The 17,800-nt window shown below is 71.4% G+C and carries 19 protein-coding genes; 11 read left to right on the top strand and 8 right to left on the bottom strand.

The window, feature by feature from the left end; genetic code table 11:
• The 7 genes from OXG55_14190 to OXG55_14160 form a co-directional block, all read left to right on the top strand.
• A partial coding sequence (locus tag OXG55_14190) for a hypothetical protein (GenBank protein ID MCY4104391.1) occupies positions 1–196 on the top strand: 196 nt, incomplete at its 5' end.
• Positions 193–900, top strand: a complete 708-nt coding sequence (gene pyrF / locus OXG55_14185; GenBank protein MCY4104390.1) for an orotidine-5'-phosphate decarboxylase — start codon at positions 193–195, stop codon at positions 898–900. The genes OXG55_14190 and pyrF, both read left to right, overlap by 4 nt.
• Before the next feature lie 95 nt (positions 901–995).
• Complete coding sequence (gene mihF, locus OXG55_14180) at positions 996–1,310, top strand: integration host factor, actinobacterial type (protein ID MCY4104389.1); 315 nt, start codon at positions 996–998, stop codon at positions 1,308–1,310.
• 66 nt (positions 1,311–1,376) lie between these two features.
• A complete protein-coding gene (locus OXG55_14175) occupies positions 1,377–1,928 on the top strand; it encodes a guanylate kinase (protein MCY4104388.1) in 552 nt (183 codons plus the stop codon).
• A 225-nt stretch (positions 1,929–2,153) separates the two neighbouring features.
• Entirely contained in the window at positions 2,154–2,450 is a 297-nt protein-coding gene (rpoZ, locus tag OXG55_14170) for a DNA-directed RNA polymerase subunit omega (GenBank protein MCY4104387.1), read from the top strand.
• A gap of 31 nt (positions 2,451–2,481) precedes the next feature.
• On the top strand, positions 2,482–3,690 hold the full coding sequence (gene coaBC, locus OXG55_14165) for a bifunctional phosphopantothenoylcysteine decarboxylase/phosphopantothenate--cysteine ligase CoaBC (protein MCY4104386.1): 1,209 nt from the start codon (positions 2,482–2,484) through the stop codon (positions 3,688–3,690).
• Positions 3,691–3,874: 184 nt separating this feature from the next.
• Positions 3,875–4,231: a clan AA aspartic protease gene (locus tag OXG55_14160; GenBank protein MCY4104385.1), complete on the top strand. Its 357-nt coding sequence runs from the start codon at positions 3,875–3,877 to the stop codon at positions 4,229–4,231.
• An 838-nt stretch (positions 4,232–5,069) separates the two neighbouring features.
• Here OXG55_14160 and OXG55_14155 read toward each other — a convergent pair.
• The 3 genes from OXG55_14155 to OXG55_14145 form a co-directional block, all read right to left on the bottom strand.
• Positions 5,070–5,321 (bottom strand): hypothetical protein, encoded by a 252-nt coding sequence (locus tag OXG55_14155; GenBank protein MCY4104384.1) that lies wholly within the window; start codon positions 5,319–5,321, stop codon positions 5,070–5,072.
• A 55-nt stretch (positions 5,322–5,376) separates the two neighbouring features.
• On the bottom strand, positions 5,377–6,423 hold the full coding sequence (locus OXG55_14150; GenBank protein MCY4104383.1) for a peptidase M29: 1,047 nt from the start codon (positions 6,421–6,423) through the stop codon (positions 5,377–5,379).
• Positions 6,424–6,503: 80 nt separating this feature from the next.
• Positions 6,504–7,310, bottom strand: a complete 807-nt coding sequence (locus OXG55_14145) for an alpha/beta hydrolase (GenBank protein ID MCY4104382.1) — start codon at positions 7,308–7,310, stop codon at positions 6,504–6,506.
• A gap of 242 nt (positions 7,311–7,552) precedes the next feature.
• On the opposite strand from OXG55_14145, the gene metK reads away from it, so the two are divergent.
• From metK to OXG55_14125, 4 genes are all read left to right on the top strand, one after another.
• Entirely contained in the window at positions 7,553–8,725 is a 1,173-nt protein-coding gene (metK, locus tag OXG55_14140; GenBank protein ID MCY4104381.1) for a methionine adenosyltransferase, read from the top strand.
• A 68-nt stretch (positions 8,726–8,793) separates the two neighbouring features.
• Complete coding sequence (locus OXG55_14135; protein ID MCY4104380.1) at positions 8,794–10,731, top strand: hypothetical protein; 1,938 nt, start codon at positions 8,794–8,796, stop codon at positions 10,729–10,731.
• Positions 10,732–10,923: 192 nt separating this feature from the next.
• Positions 10,924–11,619 carry a type 1 glutamine amidotransferase gene (locus tag OXG55_14130; GenBank protein MCY4104379.1) on the top strand — a complete coding sequence of 232 codons (696 nt, stop codon included), beginning with the start codon at positions 10,924–10,926 and terminating at the stop codon, positions 11,617–11,619.
• Entirely contained in the window at positions 11,616–12,884 is a 1,269-nt protein-coding gene (locus tag OXG55_14125) for a cytochrome P450 (protein MCY4104378.1), read from the top strand. The genes OXG55_14130 and OXG55_14125 overlap by 4 nt, the downstream gene beginning before the upstream one ends.
• A gap of 18 nt (positions 12,885–12,902) precedes the next feature.
• Here the strand turns inward: OXG55_14125 and OXG55_14120 are convergent, their stop codons facing one another.
• From OXG55_14120 to OXG55_14100, 5 genes are all read right to left on the bottom strand, one after another.
• On the bottom strand, positions 12,903–14,327 hold the full coding sequence (locus OXG55_14120; GenBank protein ID MCY4104377.1) for a bifunctional 3-(3-hydroxy-phenyl)propionate/3-hydroxycinnamic acid hydroxylase: 1,425 nt from the start codon (positions 14,325–14,327) through the stop codon (positions 12,903–12,905).
• 143 nt (positions 14,328–14,470) lie between these two features.
• The gene (locus OXG55_14115; GenBank protein ID MCY4104376.1) at positions 14,471–14,842 is read right to left on the bottom strand and encodes a cupin domain-containing protein; all 372 of its coding nucleotides are present in this window, start codon (positions 14,840–14,842) and stop codon (positions 14,471–14,473) included.
• Between the two features lie 145 nt (positions 14,843–14,987).
• Complete coding sequence (locus OXG55_14110) at positions 14,988–15,836, bottom strand: fumarylacetoacetate hydrolase family protein (protein ID MCY4104375.1); 849 nt, start codon at positions 15,834–15,836, stop codon at positions 14,988–14,990.
• A 139-nt stretch (positions 15,837–15,975) separates the two neighbouring features.
• Positions 15,976–16,854, bottom strand: coding sequence for a catechol 1,2-dioxygenase (locus OXG55_14105; GenBank protein MCY4104374.1), 879 nt, complete (start codon positions 16,852–16,854; stop codon positions 15,976–15,978).
• A gap of 106 nt (positions 16,855–16,960) precedes the next feature.
• A complete protein-coding gene (locus OXG55_14100; GenBank protein ID MCY4104373.1) occupies positions 16,961–17,482 on the bottom strand; it encodes a MarR family winged helix-turn-helix transcriptional regulator in 522 nt (173 codons plus the stop codon).
• Positions 17,483–17,800 lie beyond the last annotated feature (318 nt).

Here is a 17,800-nt window from a genome sequence, read left to right as displayed (position 1 = left end):
GCGCGGCGCCGATGCGGTCGAGATGCTGATGGCGGGCGCCTGCGCCGTGCAGGTCGGCACGGCCACCTTCGCCTCGCCACGCGCTCCGGAGCGGGTGTGTGGCGAATTGGCGGCCTGGTGCCGGCGCCGGGGCGTGCCGCGGGTCGGGGACCTCACGGGCGCGGCGCATGGCGCCCGGCAGCGGGGGGCGTCGTGACGGCGGGCATCTCGCCGCGGCCGGCGGGCGCACCGTTGGATCCCGCCCGCTGCGCGGTCGCACTTGACACCGACGACTTGGACCGGGCGCTGGAGTTGGCGCGGGTTCTGCGTCCCTGGTTCGGCATCGCCAAGGTGGGCCTCGAGTTGTTCGGCGCTGTCGGGCCCCGCGCCGTGCAGTCCCTGCGCGACGAGGGATTCGAGGTGTTCGTGGACCTGAAACTGCACGACATCCCCAACACGGTCGGTCGGGCGGCCCGCGCCCTGGGCAGCCTCGGGGCTCGCTACGTCACGCTGCACGCCGCCGGCGGTGGGGACATGTTGCGGGCGGGCGCGGAGGGACTCGCCGAGGCGGCGCGCGCGGCGGGTTCCGAGCCGCCGGTGGCACTGGCCATAACCGTGTTGACCAGCGATTCGGTGGCCGCGCCGGAGTTGCTGGCCCAGCGCGCCCGCGCTGCCGCCGCGGCCGGCTGCGGCGGGGTCGTGTGTGCCACCGCCGACCTGCCTGCGATCCGGGCGGCCGCTCCGGACCTGCTGCGCGTCGTGCCCGGGATCCGCTCCCGCGGCGCCTCCGCCGACGACCAGGCCAGGGTGGCGACGCCGGCCGGGGCGGTCGCGGCAGGTGCCGACGTCCTCGTCATCGGACGTCCGGTGACCGCCGTCGGGGACCCCGCTGCCGCTGCGGCAGCCCTTCTCGCCGGTTGAGTCCGAGGCCCGGCGAGCGGCAGCCCGGCGCCGGCGAGTGACGTTCGTGGCGCAAATGCCACGGATTCGGCCGCGACACGGTTAAAGTCCCCGCCATGCCACTACCCCCCCAACTCAGTGATGAGCAACGTAAGGAGGCTCTTGCCAAGGCAGCGGCGGTCCGCCGCCAGCGGGCAGAGCTGAAGGAGCGCCTCAAGATCGGCAACGTGAGCCTGTCAGAGGTGTTGGACATGGCAGCCGGCGACGACGTCGTCGGCGGCACCAAGGTGCTGTCGGTGTTGGAGTCCCTTCCCCGCGTCGGGAAGGTGACGGCGCGCCGGCTCATGTCCGAACTCGACATCAGCGAGACGCGGAGGCTGCGCGGCCTCGGCGTCAAGCAGCGCGAGGCACTCTTGGCCAAGTTGTCGTAACAGCCGCCGCGCTGTGCGCCGACAATCCAGGGATCGGGACCGACGGCATCTTCTCTGCTGATCGTTCTGTCCGGACCGGGCGGGTCCGGCAAGAGCACGCTGGCGCGCCTACTGGTCGGCCAGGATGATCGGCTCTGGCTGAGCCGATCGTGGACGACCCGCGCCCAGCGGGCAGGTGAACCCGATGACGCCTACCACTTCGTGGACCGCGCCAGGTTCGACGCGGCCATCGAGGCGGGTGGGTTCCTGGAGTGGACCGACTTCGGCGAGTACCGGTACGGCACACCGCACCCTGACCCGCCGCCGGGCTGCGACATCCTCCTGGAGATCGACGTCCAGGGTGCGCGCCAGGTTCGCCGGCGCCACCCCGAGGCGCTGCTGCTGTTCCTCGAGGCGCCGACCGAGGGTGATCAGGCCCACCGCCTGCGAGGGCGGGGCGACAGCGAGGACCACGTCCGGGCCCGGCTGTCCTACGGTGCCAGCGAGCGGGAGACCGCCCGCGAGCTCGGTGCCGTGGTCGTGGTGAACGCCGAACTGGCCGAGACCGTGGCCACCATGGGGCGGATCATCGACGACCACCGGCGACGCCTCGCCACCGAGACGGCCACCGGCGGCTGAGGCGCCCCGCAGACACGGCGGGGCGGCGAGATCAGCGGACAATCCGGGCTTGACCGGTAGACTTGCCGGTCGCGTCGGTGCTGCGCCGCAGTTCGATCCGCCTCGACTCACAGGCCGACCCGTGACACCGGCCGGTTGTGCCGTGTGCCGCACCCGACGACAGATTCGACGACCATTCCGGGAGCGACGATGCAGGGCACCGAGATCGGCGACGAGACCAACAGCATGATCAACCCGCCCGTGGAGCACCTGCTGAAGCAGGCCGACGACTCCAAGTTCAGGCTGGTGTCACTCGGCGCCAAGCGCGCCCGGCAGATCAACTCCTACTACGGTCAACTCGGCGAGGGTCTGGGCCGGATGATCCCGCCGCAGGTCTCCTCGACGGCCCGCAAGCCGCTCTCGATCGCCCTGCAGGAGATCGACCAGGGCAAGATCGTGGCGGTGACGGTCCAGGACGAGCCTCCCGCCGAGGAGTCCGATGAGCCGGAACCCACCGGCGAGCCGCCCGAACTGGCCGGCTGAGGCCGCCGGGAATCCCGGCGCGGAGCGGCCCGTGAGCCCGTTCGCCGGACGCCGGATCGTCCTCGCCGTCAGCGGCGGGATCGCCGCCTACAAGGCCGTCGAGATCTGCCGGCGCCTTGTCGACGCCGGTGCCCACGTCATCCCGGTGCTGACCGAGGCAGCTCGGCGCTTCGTGGGCGAGGTGACCTTCTCGGCGCTGGCCAGCGAGCGTGCCCGTCTCTCGCTCTTCGAGGACGAGGATCCGATCCCCCACGTCACCCTCGGCCGGCAGGCAGACCTGATCCTGGTGTGTCCCGGCACCGCCCGGGTGATCGGATCGTACGCGGCCGGACTGTCCGAGGATCTGCTCGGCGCCACGCTCATCGCGACCCGGGCGCCGGTCGTGGTATGCCCCGCGATGCACACCGAGATGTGGGAGCACCCTGCTGTGCAGGACAACGTGCGCCTGCTCAAAGAGCGCGGCGTGACCGTTGTCGCACCGGAGGAGGGTCGCCTCGCCGGCGGCGATGTGGGCGCCGGCCGCTTGGCTGCTCCGGAGTCGATCCTGGCCGCCGCGGCGGAGGCCCTCGCCACGGGCGCTCAGGCTTCCACCAGGGACATGGTCGGACTGCGTGTTCTCGTCACCGCGGGCGGCACCCGCGAACCCATCGATCCGGTGCGATTCGTCGGCAACCGCTCGTCCGGCAAGCAGGGCTACGCGGTCGCGATCGAGGCAGCGGCCCGGGGCGCCAAGGTCACCCTCGTCGCCACGGTGCAGCGCCCGCTGCCCGAGAGCGTGGACCTGGTGCTCGTGGGGACCGCCGAGGAGATGCGCGCGGCGGTCGTGGACCGGCTCCCCGCCGAGGTGGTCGTGATGGCCGCCGCCGTCGCCGACTATCGGCCGACCGCACCTGCCCTTGACAAGATCAAGAAGACCGGCGAGGCGCGCACCATCAGCTTGGAGCCAACCCCCGACATCCTCGCCGAGTTGGGCTGTGGGGGAGAGGTGGGAACCCTGGTGGGCTTCGCCGCGGAGACCAGCGACGTGCTCGCAAACGCCGAGGCGAAGCTGCGCGCCAAGGGAGCGGACCTCATCGTCGTCAACGACGTCTCGGCGCCGAGCGTCGGGTTCGACGGCGACACCAACGAGGTGGTCCTCCTCGACGCGACAGGCGACCGCACCACGGTCCCCCTCACCTCCAAACGCGACGTCGCCCGAGCCATCCTCGACCGCGTCGCAACCCTGCGCGCCAGTCGCTGACCGGGATGTCAATATGAACGCCCTGGCATGTTTCAGGATGACCCGTAAATCATTATCAGATCTTGACAAAGTTCAGAGATCGAGTAGGATCGCGCCACGGTCGGATCGGCTCGACGCGCCATGGCTCCTCGAGAGCCCGCCGCCGAGACTCCGATCCCTCGGATCGAGTGAAGGAGGTTCCACCGTGGGCGAGACCCGGGTGGACGTGACGATCAGGAATCCAGCGGACTCGCAGCGTTCCTGGGCGGGCGAGTTCGTGGTGGACACGGGGGCGATCGACTCGGTCGTGCCGCGCCGGCACCTTGAAGCGATCGGCGTCGAGCCGCTGGAGGACGCTGTCTACCTGCTCGCCGACGGCAGCGAGTTCCGCACCCAGACGGCTCTCGCCCAGATGGAGTTCGAGGGGCGCAAGCTGGGCAGCACCGTCATCTTCGGCCCCGACGACGTCGATCCGCTGCTGGGCGTCACGGCCCTGGAGTCCGGCGGCTTCGCCGTGGACCCCGTGAACAATGAGCTCCGCAAGGTGGTGCGGCGCCTCTAGCCGATACAGGCGACCCAGGAGGATCGCGGAACGGGTCGGCGGCGTTCCCTCGCCGGTGGGTCATGCAGCGGTCTCGCGGCGACCTCTGGCGGTCTCTACGGTCTTCGAGGTGGCTCACCCACCAGGGTGTCCCGTCCGCGCACGCCACCTGCCACCGGGCCTCGCAGCTTGGGCTGGTTTCGTCGGGGTCCAAGAACCGCAGGTAGTCGTAGAGGTGCACCTTGCTGTTCGTCCACGCCTCGGGGACCCACGGCCACGGGCCCTCGCCGGCGGTACCGCCGTAGTGGGCGACGATGTCCACAGCGGTGACGGTCGCTCTGGGCGAATGGGCCACCGCCGGCGGGTCGATCGCGGGAACCGCCGGGGGCGCGGCTTCAGCGGGTGGGGGTGTGGCCGGAGCGGACGCCGGTGGCGCGGGCTCAGCGGGCGGGGGTGTGGCCCGAGCGGGTGTCGGGGGCGCGGGCTCAGAGCCCGGTGGGGTGGCGTCTAGAGGGGCGGCGCCGCCGTTGGCGGTCAGCGGGATGGGTTGTCGGCGGGGAGGGCGAGTTCGTCTGTGCTGGCGGTGCAGGCGGATAGTGCCGCGGCGGCGGCGCAGGCCGTCAGCAGGGCAACGGAAGCGGCGCGGCGTTGCCCGTCGCTGCTTGGCCGGCACCGTCCTCGACCGCGCGGCAGCCCTACTCGCCGTCTTCCGCCGAGGGTGGCCCTGCAATCGGTCGTGGCGTGCTCCGGCGGGTTGCTGCGATTGCGACGAGTTCCTCGTGTGTGAATTCACGTTTCTCAAATTCGATGGCGATAGCTGTAATTTCCTCATCGCTTAGCGTTCTTTGAGAATTCTGACTCATCGCCTTCCTCTCGTCAGAAAGTACCGGAACGTGCGCCGGAGTCGCATGGCGTGGATGACCACGTTGTCGTCCGCAGTCCGGAAGTAGAGCACTTCAAGAAGGTTACCAGCCGGATCCGGGCCGATGCAGAGGCTCTTCGGCGGGTCGTGGTCAGGTTCGATGTCGTGGAAGCCCAACGCGTGCTTCCAGGCGTGACGAATCGCGTCATCGGACACGCCGTGTCGGTAGGCCGACGTCAGGATCTTCACACATTGAATATATCAATATATAGTAGAACAGCATAATGATCTAGAATTCGTTTCGTCAGTGCAGGTCGGCTCGCAAGTGGCCCCGGTCCACGACCGTCTCGCCGTCGAGGGTGACCGTGCAGCTGCGCATGGGGAGGTCGAAGTGACCGCGGCAGAAGCGGCCGGCGGTCTCGTTGGCGCCGGTGGAGTAGACCACGTTGCCGGCGAAGGCCCGCAGTTCGGTGCCGTTGAGGTCGGCCTTGTCCCACATGGCGAGGGCCTCCCAGCGGGCGCCGGGGTTCATCCCCCAGCCGACGTGGCTCACCGCGTACGCCTCGGGCTCCTCGAAGGAGGCCATATAGGACTCCATCAGGGCGGCGTCGTGGCCGTCGCCCTCGATGGAGACGATGTAGTCGTCGACGACCCGCAGCGTGACGGGTTCCCGGATGTACTCCTTGAAGGTGAGGTTGACGTCGCCGGGTGCCAGCACCAGCGTTCCGTTCACGGTGCGCTCGGCGGGGAACGCCAGCACCAGGCCGCCGGGCCAGTGGGCGATGCTGCCGGGCTCGGTGCACCAGCCGTGCGAGCCGGCCTTCACGGCGCCCGCCAGCAACACCCGCAGGTCGGTGCCGGCCGCGCTCGTGATCTCCATCGCCTCCGCGGCCTCCAGCAGCGCCACGCCGCGGGCCACCCGGTCCGCCAGCGACGGGTCGTGCGGCCAGCGCTCGGCGTTCTCGGGGTGCTCGGCGGAGATCATCAGCACCCGGGCGCCGGCGGCCAGGATCTCGCCCAACTCCGGGGCGTGCAGCAGTCCCTCGGCGGTGCAGTCCACTACGAAGTCGGCGGCGGCCAGGGCGGCGACGGCGGCCCGGTGCCCGGCCAGGGCCACCGACGCCCCGGTGGAGCGGATCGGCACAGGGCCGGGGTTGGCCGGCGTCGGCATGCGCACATCGGCGGTGGCCGCCCCCATCGACTCCAGCGCCAGGCGGGCCGTCTCGACGATCAGCGGCTTGCTGGCGGCCTCCCACAGCAGCACAGCCACCTCGCCGGGGCGCAGATCGCAGGCCGCGAACTGCTCGGCGTAGCGCTGCACCCAGCGCCACTCGGCGGCCGGCGCGCTCATGTTGGCATCACTGCTCCATTGTGGCCGACGATTCAGCCCGGCGGCGAGGGCGCCGAGGGGGTCGGGTGCTCATGGTGACCTCACCGCTCCGTTGTGGCCGACGGTGCGTCGGGTCGGCTGAGAAAGTCGCCGACGAGCTGGTTGAAGCGCTCCGGCGCCTCGGAGGGGGAGAGGTGACCGACCCCCTCGAGCACCTCGAGAGTCGCGTTGGGGAGTCCGGCTGCCAGCGCCTCGGCGTACGCCACCGGGGTCTCCCGATCGGCTTCGCCGACGATGATGAGTGCCGGGGCGCCGATGCCGCCGAGGGCGTCGCGCACGTCGTGGTGGGGGAGGCACTCCACGGCCGCTCGGAAACCTGCCGGGGAGATCCGGCCGAAGGACTCGATCAGTCGGCTCCGCAGCCGCGGCTCCAGGGCCTTCGCAGAGATCGCATCGAGAATGCCCCCGGCGAACTCTGCCGGGCTCTGGCCTGCGTCGAGATGCGCCAGTCGTGCAGCCTTCCATGCCTGAGCGGTGGTCCCGTCCAGCCCGAATGCCGGACTCGTGTCGGCGAGCACGAGACTGCGCACCCTGGGTGGATGGCGGATCGCCGTGTGCAGCGCATGCATGCCGCCGAACGACAGACCCACGAGGTCGGCGGATTCGATGTCGAGGGTGTCGAGCAGGCCGGCGAGGCTGTCTGCGATGGCGGGGAAGGTCAGCCGCGCCAACGGCGCGGACGCCCCGTAGCCGGGCATGTCCCAGGCGATGCAGTGGAACCGGGAGTCCAGGGCGCGCAGCTGGGGGTCCCAGGCGGTGCGGGTGCCGCCCAGGCCGTGCAGGAACACCACCGGCGGACCGGCTCCGGCTTCCCGCCAGGCGATCGGATGCCGATCATGGTCGATCATCCCGGCACTGTCGCCTCTCGCACCCCGCCATTGTGGGCGCTCGACCGTGTTGGGGGCAACAGGGCCGGTGCCTGGCAGCGGCACGGCAGACCTCTGGACGGCGCGGTCGACCTGGTGCGTTCTCGGGCCCGGAGACCTCGGAGAGCGAGCCGGTATACTCCGCGCTCACGGGGGACAGATCGCAACACGACGGGAACGGATCGCGGCGTACCACCGTCGCCGGAGGAGATGATCGAGGCACTGTGAGCCCCACGTACATCTTCACGTCGGAATCGGTCACCGAGGGCCATCCCGACAAGATGGCCGACCAGATCTCCGACGCTGTCCTCGACGCCCTCATCGCCAAGGACCCCGAGAGCCGGGTGGCCTGCGAGACCTTCCTGACCACCGGATTGTGTCTCGTCAGCGGCGAGATGCGCACCGAGGCGTGGGTGGACATTCCCGGGATCGTGCGCGACACCATCTGCGGAATCGGCTACGACCGGGGCGACATCGGCTTCGACGGCAACGTCTGCGGGGTGCTCTCGGCCATCGGCGAGCAGGCACCCGAAGTGGCCCTCGGCGTCGACAACGCTCCCCCCGAGGATCCCGACGTGATGGGGGCCGGCGATCAGGGCCTGGTCTTCGGCTACGCCTGCCGGGACACCGAGACCCTCATGCCGATGCCGATCCATCTGGCGCACCGCATGGCCGAGCGTCTCGCGGAGGTGCGCCGGGCGGGCACGGTTCCGTACCTGCGCCCCGACGGCAAGACCCAGGTGAGCGTGCGCTACGAAGGCGACGTTCCCGTCGGTGTGGAGACGGTGCTCGTCTCCGCCCAGCACGCCGCCGGGATCGACCTGCGGCGCACGATCGAGCCCGACATCGTCGAGCACGTCATCAATCCGGTGCTGCGGCCGCTGTTCCCCGAGGCCGACCCGCGGATCCTCGTCAATCCCACGGGGAGCTTCGTGATGGGCGGACCCGTCGCCGACGCAGGGCTCACGGGGCGCAAGATCATCGTGGACACCTACGGCGGCATGGCCCGCCACGGCGGCGGCGCCTTCAGCGGCAAGGACCCCACCAAGGTCGACCGCTCGGCCTCCTACGCGGCCCGCTGGGCGGCCAAGAACCTGGTTGCCGCGGGGGCCGCGGACCGCTGCGAGATCCAGGTCGCCTACTCCATCGCCATCGCCGATCCGGTCTCGGTGATGGTGGAGACTTTCGGCACCCACCGCGTCGACCCCGCCCGGATCGCCCCCGCCGTCGCGGAGGTGTTCGACCTGCGCCCTGCGGTCATCATCCGCGAGCTCGACCTGCTGCGGCCCATCTACGGGGCCACCGCCGCCTACGGGCACTTCGGCCGCGAGCGCGACGAATTCACCTGGGAGCGCACCGACCGGGTCCACGAGCTGCGATCGGAACTCGGCCTCTGAGCCGGACGCCGACCCGTCAGTCGCCGCCAACCGAGCCCGAACCCCCGCCCCGGCGCGGCCCGCGGGTCGTGCGGGTTCTCACCGACGTGGGGGCGGTGGACAAGGAGTTCGACTACGAGGTTCCCGCGTCGTGGCATCGCGACGGCCGAGCAGCGAGGCTGACGGTCGGGACGATGGTGCGGGTGACTCTGCAAGGCCGTCGGGTGGGGGCCTGGGTGACGGCCTGCGATCCCGAGCCCGAAGTGCGGGCCCGACAGGAGAGGAGCACCGGCCCATCACCGGCGCCCGGCGCTCGGCCCGCCCCAAGCCTCGGTGCCGTTTCCGGAGAGCCTGCGGAGCTCCGTCTGGAACTCGGTCTCGGGGACGATCCGCCGCCCGCGGGGGATGGCGGGCGCGGGCCGGCGCCCGTGGAGTTGCGACCTCTTGCCAAGCTGGTCGGCGTCGGCCCGTCGGCCGACGTGCTCGACGTGGCTCGTTGGGCGGCTTGGCGCTGGGCCGGGCGCCGCGCTGCGTTCTTCGGAACCGCCTCGCCGTCCCGCGTCGTCGAGTCCGTGCGGCGGCCCGCCGCGGTCGGTGGGCGCCCGCCGGCGGCATCTTCGGGAGCCGAGGGGGCGGCGGTCTGGGCAGCCGCTTTCGACGATGCGGTCTCGGTCGTGAGAATCCCCCCGGCGGGCGACCGCGGACCGCTGCTGGCGGCGGCCCTGCGGCGCGGCGATGTCCTGCTGGTGGTGCCGCAGGTGGCCGAGGCGGCCCGCTTGGCCGGCTGGGTGCGCCGCCGGGGCATCGCCGCCGCCCTGGTGCCCGAGGATTGGGAACGGGCCGCCGGCGGCGGCGTGGTTGTGGGGACCCGCGCTGCGGTGTTCGCTCCGATGCCCCGGCCCGGCGCCGTCGTCGTCCTCGACGAGCACGACGAGGCGTTGGTGGCCGAGGATTCCCCCACCTGGAGCGCCCGGGAGGTCGCAGTGGAGCGTGCCCGCCGCGCCGCCGTCCCGTGCGTGCTGGTCTCTCCGATCCCCACGCTGGAGGCGCAGGAGTCGGCGTCGGGCCGGCTGCTGAGCGCGCCGCGCCACATCGAACGGGAGGGCTGGCCGACCTTCGAAGTCGTGGACCAGCGCGACCCTGAGGTCGGACGCCGCGGCCTGCTGACCGAGACGCTGGCGGCCCGCCTGCGCTCCTGCGGCGGCGCCGTCTGCGTGCTGAACCGCAAGGGCCGGGCACGGCTGCTGGCCTGTGGGGGCTGCGACGAGCTGGTGGTCTGCGATTCGTGCGGGGCAGCCGTCGGGGAAGCCGCCTCCGCCGACGGGGACGACGTGCCCGGCGGCCTCGCCTGCCCGCGCTGCGGCGAGCGCCGGCCGCGGGTGTGTTCGGGCTGTGGCGCCACGCGTCTGCGAGTCCTGCGCCCGGGAATCAGTCGGCTCCGCGAGGAGCTGGGGGTGCTGCTCGGCGAGCAGGTGGCCGAGGTCAGCGGACCCGCCCGTTCAGCAGCGAAGCCCCCGGACGCCGGCGCCCGCGTCGTGATCGGTACTGAGGCTGCTCTGCACCGCGCCGGCGAGGCCGATCTGGTGGCCTTCCTGGATTTCGACCAGGAACTCTCGGCGACGCGCTACCGAGCCAACGAGCAGGCCATGGCGCTGCTGGCCCGGGCCGCCCGGCTGGTCGGCCCCCGCAGCGGCGGAGGTCGGATCCTGGTGCAGACCCGCCAGCCCGACCACCCGGTCCTGCGGGCCGCCCGCGCCGCCGACCACGGCCTGCTCAGCAGCCACGACCGCGAGCTGCGGCGCCGACTCGGATTTCCCCCGTTCGGAGCACTCGCCGAGGTCGCCGGCGCGGCGGCCGGTGTCTTCATGGAGCGTCTGGGCCGCCCCGACGGCCTCGAGCTCTCCGCACTGGGCGAGGGGCGCTGGGTCGTCCGAGCCGCGGACCGTACGCTCCTGCTTGACGCCCTGAACGCGGTCGAACGCCCCCCGGGCCGCCTCCGCCTGGCCATCGACCCCCTCCGCCTCTGACCTTCCGACCGCAAAGGACGGAGGGCGGTGATGCCGATGAACGCCGTAGGCGGCCATTTTCAGCGGCTGCCGGAGCGTCATCGGCAGCGCCGTCCGGCCGCTGCGGCACTGGATTCCGGCCTTCGCCGGAATGACGGGCCGGATCGAGGACAACCCCCCGGGGCGTCTATCGATGACCGGTATGATGCGGCGGTGCGGGGGTTGGCGGTCGAGCACGACCCGACCGGACACGCGGCGCTGATCGGTGAGGCCATGGAGCGCCGGGGGGTCGAGTTGGAGCCCTTCCGGGTGGTCCCCGACGTGGCGAACCCCGTCAGCGATCGGGAGTTTCCCGACCCCTGTGACTACGACCTGGTGGTCGTCCTGGGTGCGATCTGGTCGGTGTACGACGACGCCAAGATCGGCTCGTGGATCCACCGCGAGCTCGACTTCGTCAGGGAGGCGCACGAAGCCGGGGCGGCGGTCCTCGGTGTTTGCTTCGGCGGCCAAGTCCTGTCGGCGGCTCTGGGCGGCACGGTGTCGCGCGCCCCGGCTCCGGAGTTCGGCTGGATGAGCATCGACACCGACGAGCCCGACGGCCTCTCGCCCGGACCGTGGTTCCAGTGGCACTACGACCGCTTCACGGTCCCCGAGGGTGCCACCGAACTGGCCCGCAATGCCAACGGGTCGCAGGCGTTCCGCAGGGATCGGAGTCTCGGGCTGCAGTTCCATCCCGAGGTGGACGGCTCGCTGCTGGGCGAATGGATCGGATTCGGGGGCGACGAGCTTCGTGCCCACGGCATCGACGTCGACGCACTCGTTGCCGAGACGGCGCGCATCGAGTCGTCGGCGGTCCATCGCACCCAGCGGCTCGTGGACTGGTTCCTCGAGGACGTCGCGGAGCAGTGAACCGCCGGCCGCTCTCTCCGGTCGACATCTGTAGCCACGACGTCTACGAGCAGGCCGTTCCGCACGAGGCGTTCGCCCGCCTGCGGAGCGAGACGCCGGTGGCCTGGCACCCCGAGCCGGGCGACAATGCCGGCTTCTGGGCGGTGACCCGCTGGGCCGACCTAATAGCGGTCCACCGCGACCACGAGACGTTCTCCTCGCAGATCGGCGGCACCGAACTGGAGGAGCTGGAGCGCGACCCCGAGGCCCGCGAGGCCCGGCGCACCATGCTGGAGACCGATCCCCCCGAGCACACCCGGCTGCGCCGCATGGTGTCGCGCAACTTCACGCGCCGCAGCATCGACCGCTGGGCCGACGACGCCCGGGAGATCATGGCGCGAGTCCTCGACGAGGCGCTGGGCGGGGCCGGGGCCAACGGTGCCGGCGCCGAGGTGGAGTTCGTGAGCGCCGTGGCCCGGCGGTTGCCGATCCTGATGATCAGCCGCATCCTCGGCGTGCCCGACGGCGACACCGGCAGCCTGTTCGAGTGGGCCGACCGGATCATCTATCACGCCGACCCCGACTACTCCGAGGTGATCTTCGACAAGGAGGACACCGACCCGTACCGGCTCCTGCCGTTCCGCAGCCCCACGTCGGAGAGGGTGTTCGCCTACGCCCAGCAGCTCGCCGACGGCAAGCGCCGCTGTCCGGCCGACGACGTGATATCGCTGCTGGTGGCCGCCGACGAGCTGTCGCCGCAGAACTTCAACACGCTGTTCCTCCTGCTGGTCATCGCCGGCAACGAGACGACCCGCCACGCCCTCAACGGTGGCGCCCTGGCGCTGGCCGAGCGCCCCGAGGAACTGGCGCGCCTGCGCGCCGATCCCGGCCTTCTGAGCGCCGCCGTCGAGGAGGTCCTGCGCTACGCCTCCCCGCAGATCCATTTCCGCCGCACGGCCGTCGCCGACACCGAGATCGCCGGGGTTCCCGTGGCGGCGGGGGACAAGGTCGTGACCTGGTACCTGTCCGCCAACTACGACGAGGACGAGTTCGCCGACCCCTACACGCTGGACCTGGGCCGCGACCCCAACCGCCACGTCACCTTCGGCGGGGGCGGGCCGCACTTCTGCCTGGGGTCGTGGCTGGCCCGGTTGGAGGTGCGCGTGTTCCTGGAGGAGTTGCTGGCGAGGAACCTGCGCCCGGAGGTGTGCGGCGAGGTCACCCGGGTCCGCTCCAACTTCATCAACGGCCTGAAGCGGCTGCCGCTGCGGCTCGCCGCAGGCTGAGCCTCGGCGGTCGGCCCCTCAGGCGGGGGGCAGTCCGATCCGCCGGCGGGCGTCGTCCAGCAGTTCCGCCACGTCGCCGGCGGTCGCCGCGGTGCCGTAGACGTAGCGGTCGGGGCGGATCAGCAACGCGGCCGATCCGCCCAGCAACCGGGCCAGCCAGCCGTCGGGATCGCCGAGGGTGGTGGCGTCCAGCACCCGCGCCAGGCCGCCGCCGTCGGCCGGACCGTCACTCAGGAGGCACCAGCCGGGACCCGCGACGTCGTCCAGCAGCCGGCGCCGCCCGTCGACCCTCACGGTCGGCTGGCGCGCCTGGTGGCCGACGGGGAACGGTGCGGGGCCACCGGCCCCCTGGAAGAGCCCGGTGAGCGGCGGCAGGCGCGACCAGCGCTCCCCGTCGTCGCTGTCGGGTTCGGGGAAGACCGGCTCGTCGAGCAGCCGGCCCGCCTCGATGGACAGTTCGATGCAGCGCTCGACGTGGGGGCGCCGCTCAGCCTCGTAGCTGTCCAGCAGGTCCTCCGGGGTGCCGTCGCGCAGCACGGCGCGCAGTTTCCAGGCCAGGTTTGCGGCGTCGCGGATGCCCGAGCACATGCCCTGGCCCATGAACGGTGGCATCTGGTGGGCGGCGTCGCCCGCCAGCAGCAGCCGCCCGCGCCGCCAGGTCGCCGCGACGGTGGCGTGGAAGTCGTAGACCGCGGCCCGCACGAGTTCCCCGTCGCCGGGCTGCAGCCAGGGGCCCAGCAGGCGCCACACCGTCTCCGGACGGCACATCTGCTCGTCGGACTCGCCGGCCTCCAAGCGGAACTCCCAGCGGCGGTGGTTGCGGGCCGACGGAACGAAGGTGGCGGGCCGCTGCGGGTCGCAGACCTGATGGATGATGTCGGGCAGCACCACGGGCCGCGAGAGCATCACGTCCACCACGAGCCAGCGCTGGTCGTAGCCGAGATCCACGAAGTCGATGCCGGCCATGCGCCGAGACGCGCTGGCGGCGCCGTCGCAGGCCACCACCCAGCGGCCCGGCAGCGCCTGCCAGTTGTTCACCTCGACTCCGAGGCGCACGTCCACGCAGTCGAAGCGCTCGACTCCCAGCCGCAGGGCGGCGTCCAGCTCGGGCTGGATGAACACGTAGTCCTCGTGCCAGCCCAGGATCGGGTCGCGCACGAAGTCCTCGTAGTCGAAGAGCGGGTTGCCTTCGCGGTCCACGAAGAGCATCCCCCTGCTCGGCTCGACCAGTTGGTCCATCACCTCGCCCAAGCCGATGTTCTGGAAGATCCGCATGACCTCGGCGTCCAGGTGACACGCACGCGGCAGCGGGTACGGATCGGTCGAGCGCTCGTACACGAAGGTCTCGATGCCGGCTTGGCCCAGCAGGTTCGCCAGCGTGGCCCCGACGGGCCCGTAGCCGACGACAGCCACTTCGGGGACGCCGGCGGTCGCGGGATTCACGTGCTCGTGGCCTCCCTCCACCGCAACCACAGGATCGCGAGGGCGGGGATGCCGGGGGCGCTGGAGGGGGCCATTGCTAGGCCGCCGGAAGGCCACCGGCCGCGCCGCCCGGACCGCCGAGGGACTGGCTTGCGGTCCGCGCGTCAGTCACCGAGGTCGGGCGCCTCGTCGGTCCAGCAGGTTGTGCCCCAGGTGACACACAGCAGCGTGCAGTCCGCGCCCGGTGCCGCGCCGTGCCAGTGGCGCTCGTTCGGCGGGGCCACCACCAGCGTGCCGGGCTCCAGCGCCACGGTGCCGTCGGCGTCGGTGCCGACCCTGCCGCGGCCCGACACCACGTAGATCATCTGACCGCCCGGGTGGCTGTGCCAGTTGGTGACTGCCCCGTCGCTGAAGTGCACATGGGCGGTGTCGGGCTCGTCGTCGCTCTCTGTGGCGTGCAGCATCTCCAACGCCACTCGGCCGGTGAACAGGCCGCCGTAGGTGGAACTCCGGTCGCCGCCGGTCACGACCCGCATCACTCAGCCCTCCCGGGCCCCTGTGCTGGCCCCCTGGGAGTGTGCTGAGTAATCGGCGGGCAGCGCCGGTCGGGTGGCCAAGCTCTGGATTCCGGCCTTCGCCGGAATGACGCGTCGGGCGACAGGAGCATTGCTCAGCCGTCACCTAGCCGGCCACGATGCGGTTGCGGAGCGTGCCGATGCCCTCGATCTCGATCTCCACTGCCTGGCCGTGGCGCAGATACGTCGGCGGGTCCATCGAGTCACCCACCCCCCCGGGCGTGCCGGTGAATATCAAATCGCCGACCTCCAGGGTGACGTAGCGCGACAGCCACGCCATCAGGTAACCGACGTCGAAGATGAAGTCGCTGGTGCGGGCCCGCTGGCGCACCTCGCCGTCCACCCGGCAACTCAGCGCCAGATCGTCGGGATCGGCTACCTCGTCGGGAGTGATCATCGTCGGGCCGATGGGCCCGAAGGCGTCGTAGCTCTTGGCGAGGGAGAACTGCCGCACGGGCGGACGGAACTGCTCGTTGCGGTCGCTGACGTCGTTGCCGCAGGTGAGCCCCGAGATGAACTGCCAGGCGTCGCCGGCGGGCACGCCTTTGCAGCGTCGTCCGACCGCGACCACCAGTTCCACCTCGTAGTCGACCATCTTCAGGTCACCGATCGGCACGTCGTCGTAGGGGCCGCAGATGCAGGTGGGGAACTTGGCCATGACGTGCGGCTCGGTGGGGATCGCCAGGCCGGCCTCCTCCGCGTGGCCGCGGTAGTTGAGGGCCATGGCGATGATCTTGCCGGGCGTCGGCACCGGGGGTCCCAGCGACGCCTCGTCCAGTTCCGGCCAGGCGGACGGATCCGCCTCGGCGGCCAACGCCCGCAGGGACGCATGGTTCGCCAGGTCCGCCGTCGCCATGGGATCGGCGCTCAGGGCGCCCCCGGAGGCCTCGGCGATGTCGACCGTCCGGCCCTCCAGCACCAGGCACGCCCGGCCGGACACGTTGGCAAATCTCATGGAGGCCTCCTCGAAGTCGTGGCTCGGCTCGCACCGTGGCGGGCGGCTGCCCCGTCAGGGTAAATCCCGGGCGAGCCGTCCGGGACCCGGACGCGCTCTCGTGGAGCGTCGGGCCACAGGGAAGGCGCGGCCGCGGCGTTCAGTCGGACCAGCCGCCGTCGGGTCGGTCGAACCAGATGTGCGCCTGCCCGGTGCCGGCCGCCGACTCGTAATCGGAGAACATCTCGCCGGGTGCCCGGCAGGCCGCACCGCCGATGGCGCCCACCATCATCAGGTAGTGGCCGAAGAACCCCTCCGGTGCGTGCCGGCGGAAGCCGTCCATTCCCGCCAGGACGGCGGCGTGATCACCGGAGCGCAGTTGCGCGATGAGCGCCTCGTCGGCGGCGCGAGCCTCGGGGCTGATGATGTTGCGCAGGTCCGCCGACTCGTGCGCGCGGAGCTCTCGCAGCGGCCAGAACCGGTGGCTGAGGCCCCCCGAGGCCAGCAGCACGACGCGCCGATCGAGCCCTGCTGCCGCCGCCGCCAGCAACTCGCCCAGCAGCAGGAAGTCCTCGGTCACAGCGGTCTGGCAGATGCTCACCGACACCCAGGCCTCGTCGCCCTGCAGGTAGCCCAGGAGGTTGACGGTGGGGTAGTGGATCGACAGGTAGGGGTCGTCGCAGGCCAGCACCCAGGTGTCGTCGCGAGGCTCGGCCAGCGCCGCAAGGGCGAAGGCCAACTCGGGATCGCCGGGAATGTCGTAGGGCATCCGGCTCATGCCCCGCGGCAGTTCGTCGGAGGTGAACAGCCCGCTGCGGCGCTCGTGTGCCGTGCAGATGTGTTCGAACGTGGTGAACCAGTGGGTGTCGAAGACCACGATCACATCGGGGCGCAGTCCGTCGAGGCGCTCGGTTCGCAGGCGCTCGAGGCCGGCGCAGAGGCTGAAGTCCTCGCCGTCGTTGAGTTGTCGCCGCTCCTCGGGGGGCATCACGATGGGCGGGACGTGCGATACGAGCCCTGCTCCGACGATCTCACCCATACCTGTCGCCTCGTTCCCGGGGGTCCGCGTGCCTTCACCGCCGGGCACGCGGGAGTAGGATCGTTTGGACCCTAACAGTTTCTCGGGAGAGTTGTCGAGATCGGCTTCAGGATGTGTTCAGGTCGGCGACGGTGCGCAGCAGTGTCCGCAGGTGTGCGGCCAGGTGCGTCGCCTCGGTGTCGTCGAGGTCCCGCGTCACCAGCGCCTCCTGCTTGTTGAAGGCGGGCATGATCTCGTCTACGACGCGGTGCCCCGATTCGGTGGTGCGCACCAGCATCCGGCGGCCGTCGGTGGGGTGCGGGACACGCTCGGCGTATCCCTTGCGCTGCAGGGTGTTGAGCACGCCCGTGAGGGTCCCGCCGGTGATGCCGGCCTCGGCGGCCAGGTGCCCGGACTCCTGCTCGCCCCAGACTCGCAGCACGAACAGCACCACGAAGGCGCTCCAGGAGAGCTCGTACTGGCGGAGCACGCCGCGCTCCATGTGGTTGCGCACCGCGGTGGCCGCCCGGAAGATGTTCGAAACGGCGGCCAGCGCCAGCAGGTCGAGGTCCAGCGCGCCGAGCTCGGTGCGGATGAGGCGCTCGGCTTCGACGAGTTCGTCGTCCCCGGCGGCGAAGGCACGCGGCATGGCCGCAACAATACGCCAGCCCCCGGCGGCTCCACGGCGTCGTGCCCCGATCGGGAACCGACTCTCCGGAGCGGATTCTCGCCGCGACCGGTGCCGCTGCCCCCCGAGCGGGCAGATTCGACGCCGGTCGTCGGGTCGCGGCGGCGGCATCGGCAGCGGCGGTCGCCACACCGGGCGCGCCCTGACAGATTCGACGCGGAGGGTGGCCTGTGGTACGACGCCGCAAGCCCTCGGAGGCTGCCGAGCAATGCTGCGGACCCTTCCAGTCATTCCGGTGAATGCCGGAATCCATGGTGCGCCAGCCCGATTCGCCCCGCT

The sequence above is a fragment of the bacterium genome (genome assembly GCA_026708055.1).
Classification (GTDB): Bacteria; Actinomycetota; Acidimicrobiia; order Acidimicrobiales; family CATQHL01; genus VXNF01.
This window is presented reverse-complemented; position numbering and strand designations above follow the sequence as displayed.

Excerpts from the sequence above, each read along its gene's own strand:
- mihF (MCY4104389.1), top strand. The coding sequence starts at position 996 with ATGCCACTACCCCCCCAACTCAGTGATGAGCAACGTAAGGAGGCTCTT.
- rpoZ (MCY4104387.1), top strand. The coding sequence starts at position 2,154 with ATGATCAACCCGCCCGTGGAGCACCTGCTGAAGCAGGCCGACGACTCC.
- OXG55_14150 (MCY4104383.1), bottom strand. The coding sequence starts at position 6,423 with ATGAGCGCGCCGGCCGCCGAGTGGCGCTGGGTGCAGCGCTACGCCGAG.
- OXG55_14145 (MCY4104382.1), bottom strand. The coding sequence starts at position 7,310 with ATGATCGACCATGATCGGCATCCGATCGCCTGGCGGGAAGCCGGAGCC.
- OXG55_14115 (MCY4104376.1), bottom strand. The coding sequence starts at position 14,842 with ATGCGGGTCGTGACCGGCGGCGACCGGAGTTCCACCTACGGCGGCCTG.
- OXG55_14110 (MCY4104375.1), bottom strand. The coding sequence starts at position 15,836 with ATGAGATTTGCCAACGTGTCCGGCCGGGCGTGCCTGGTGCTGGAGGGC.
- OXG55_14105 (MCY4104374.1), bottom strand. The coding sequence starts at position 16,854 with ATGGGTGAGATCGTCGGAGCAGGGCTCGTATCGCACGTCCCGCCCATC.
- OXG55_14100 (MCY4104373.1), bottom strand. The coding sequence starts at position 17,482 with ATGCCGCGTGCCTTCGCCGCCGGGGACGACGAACTCGTCGAAGCCGAG.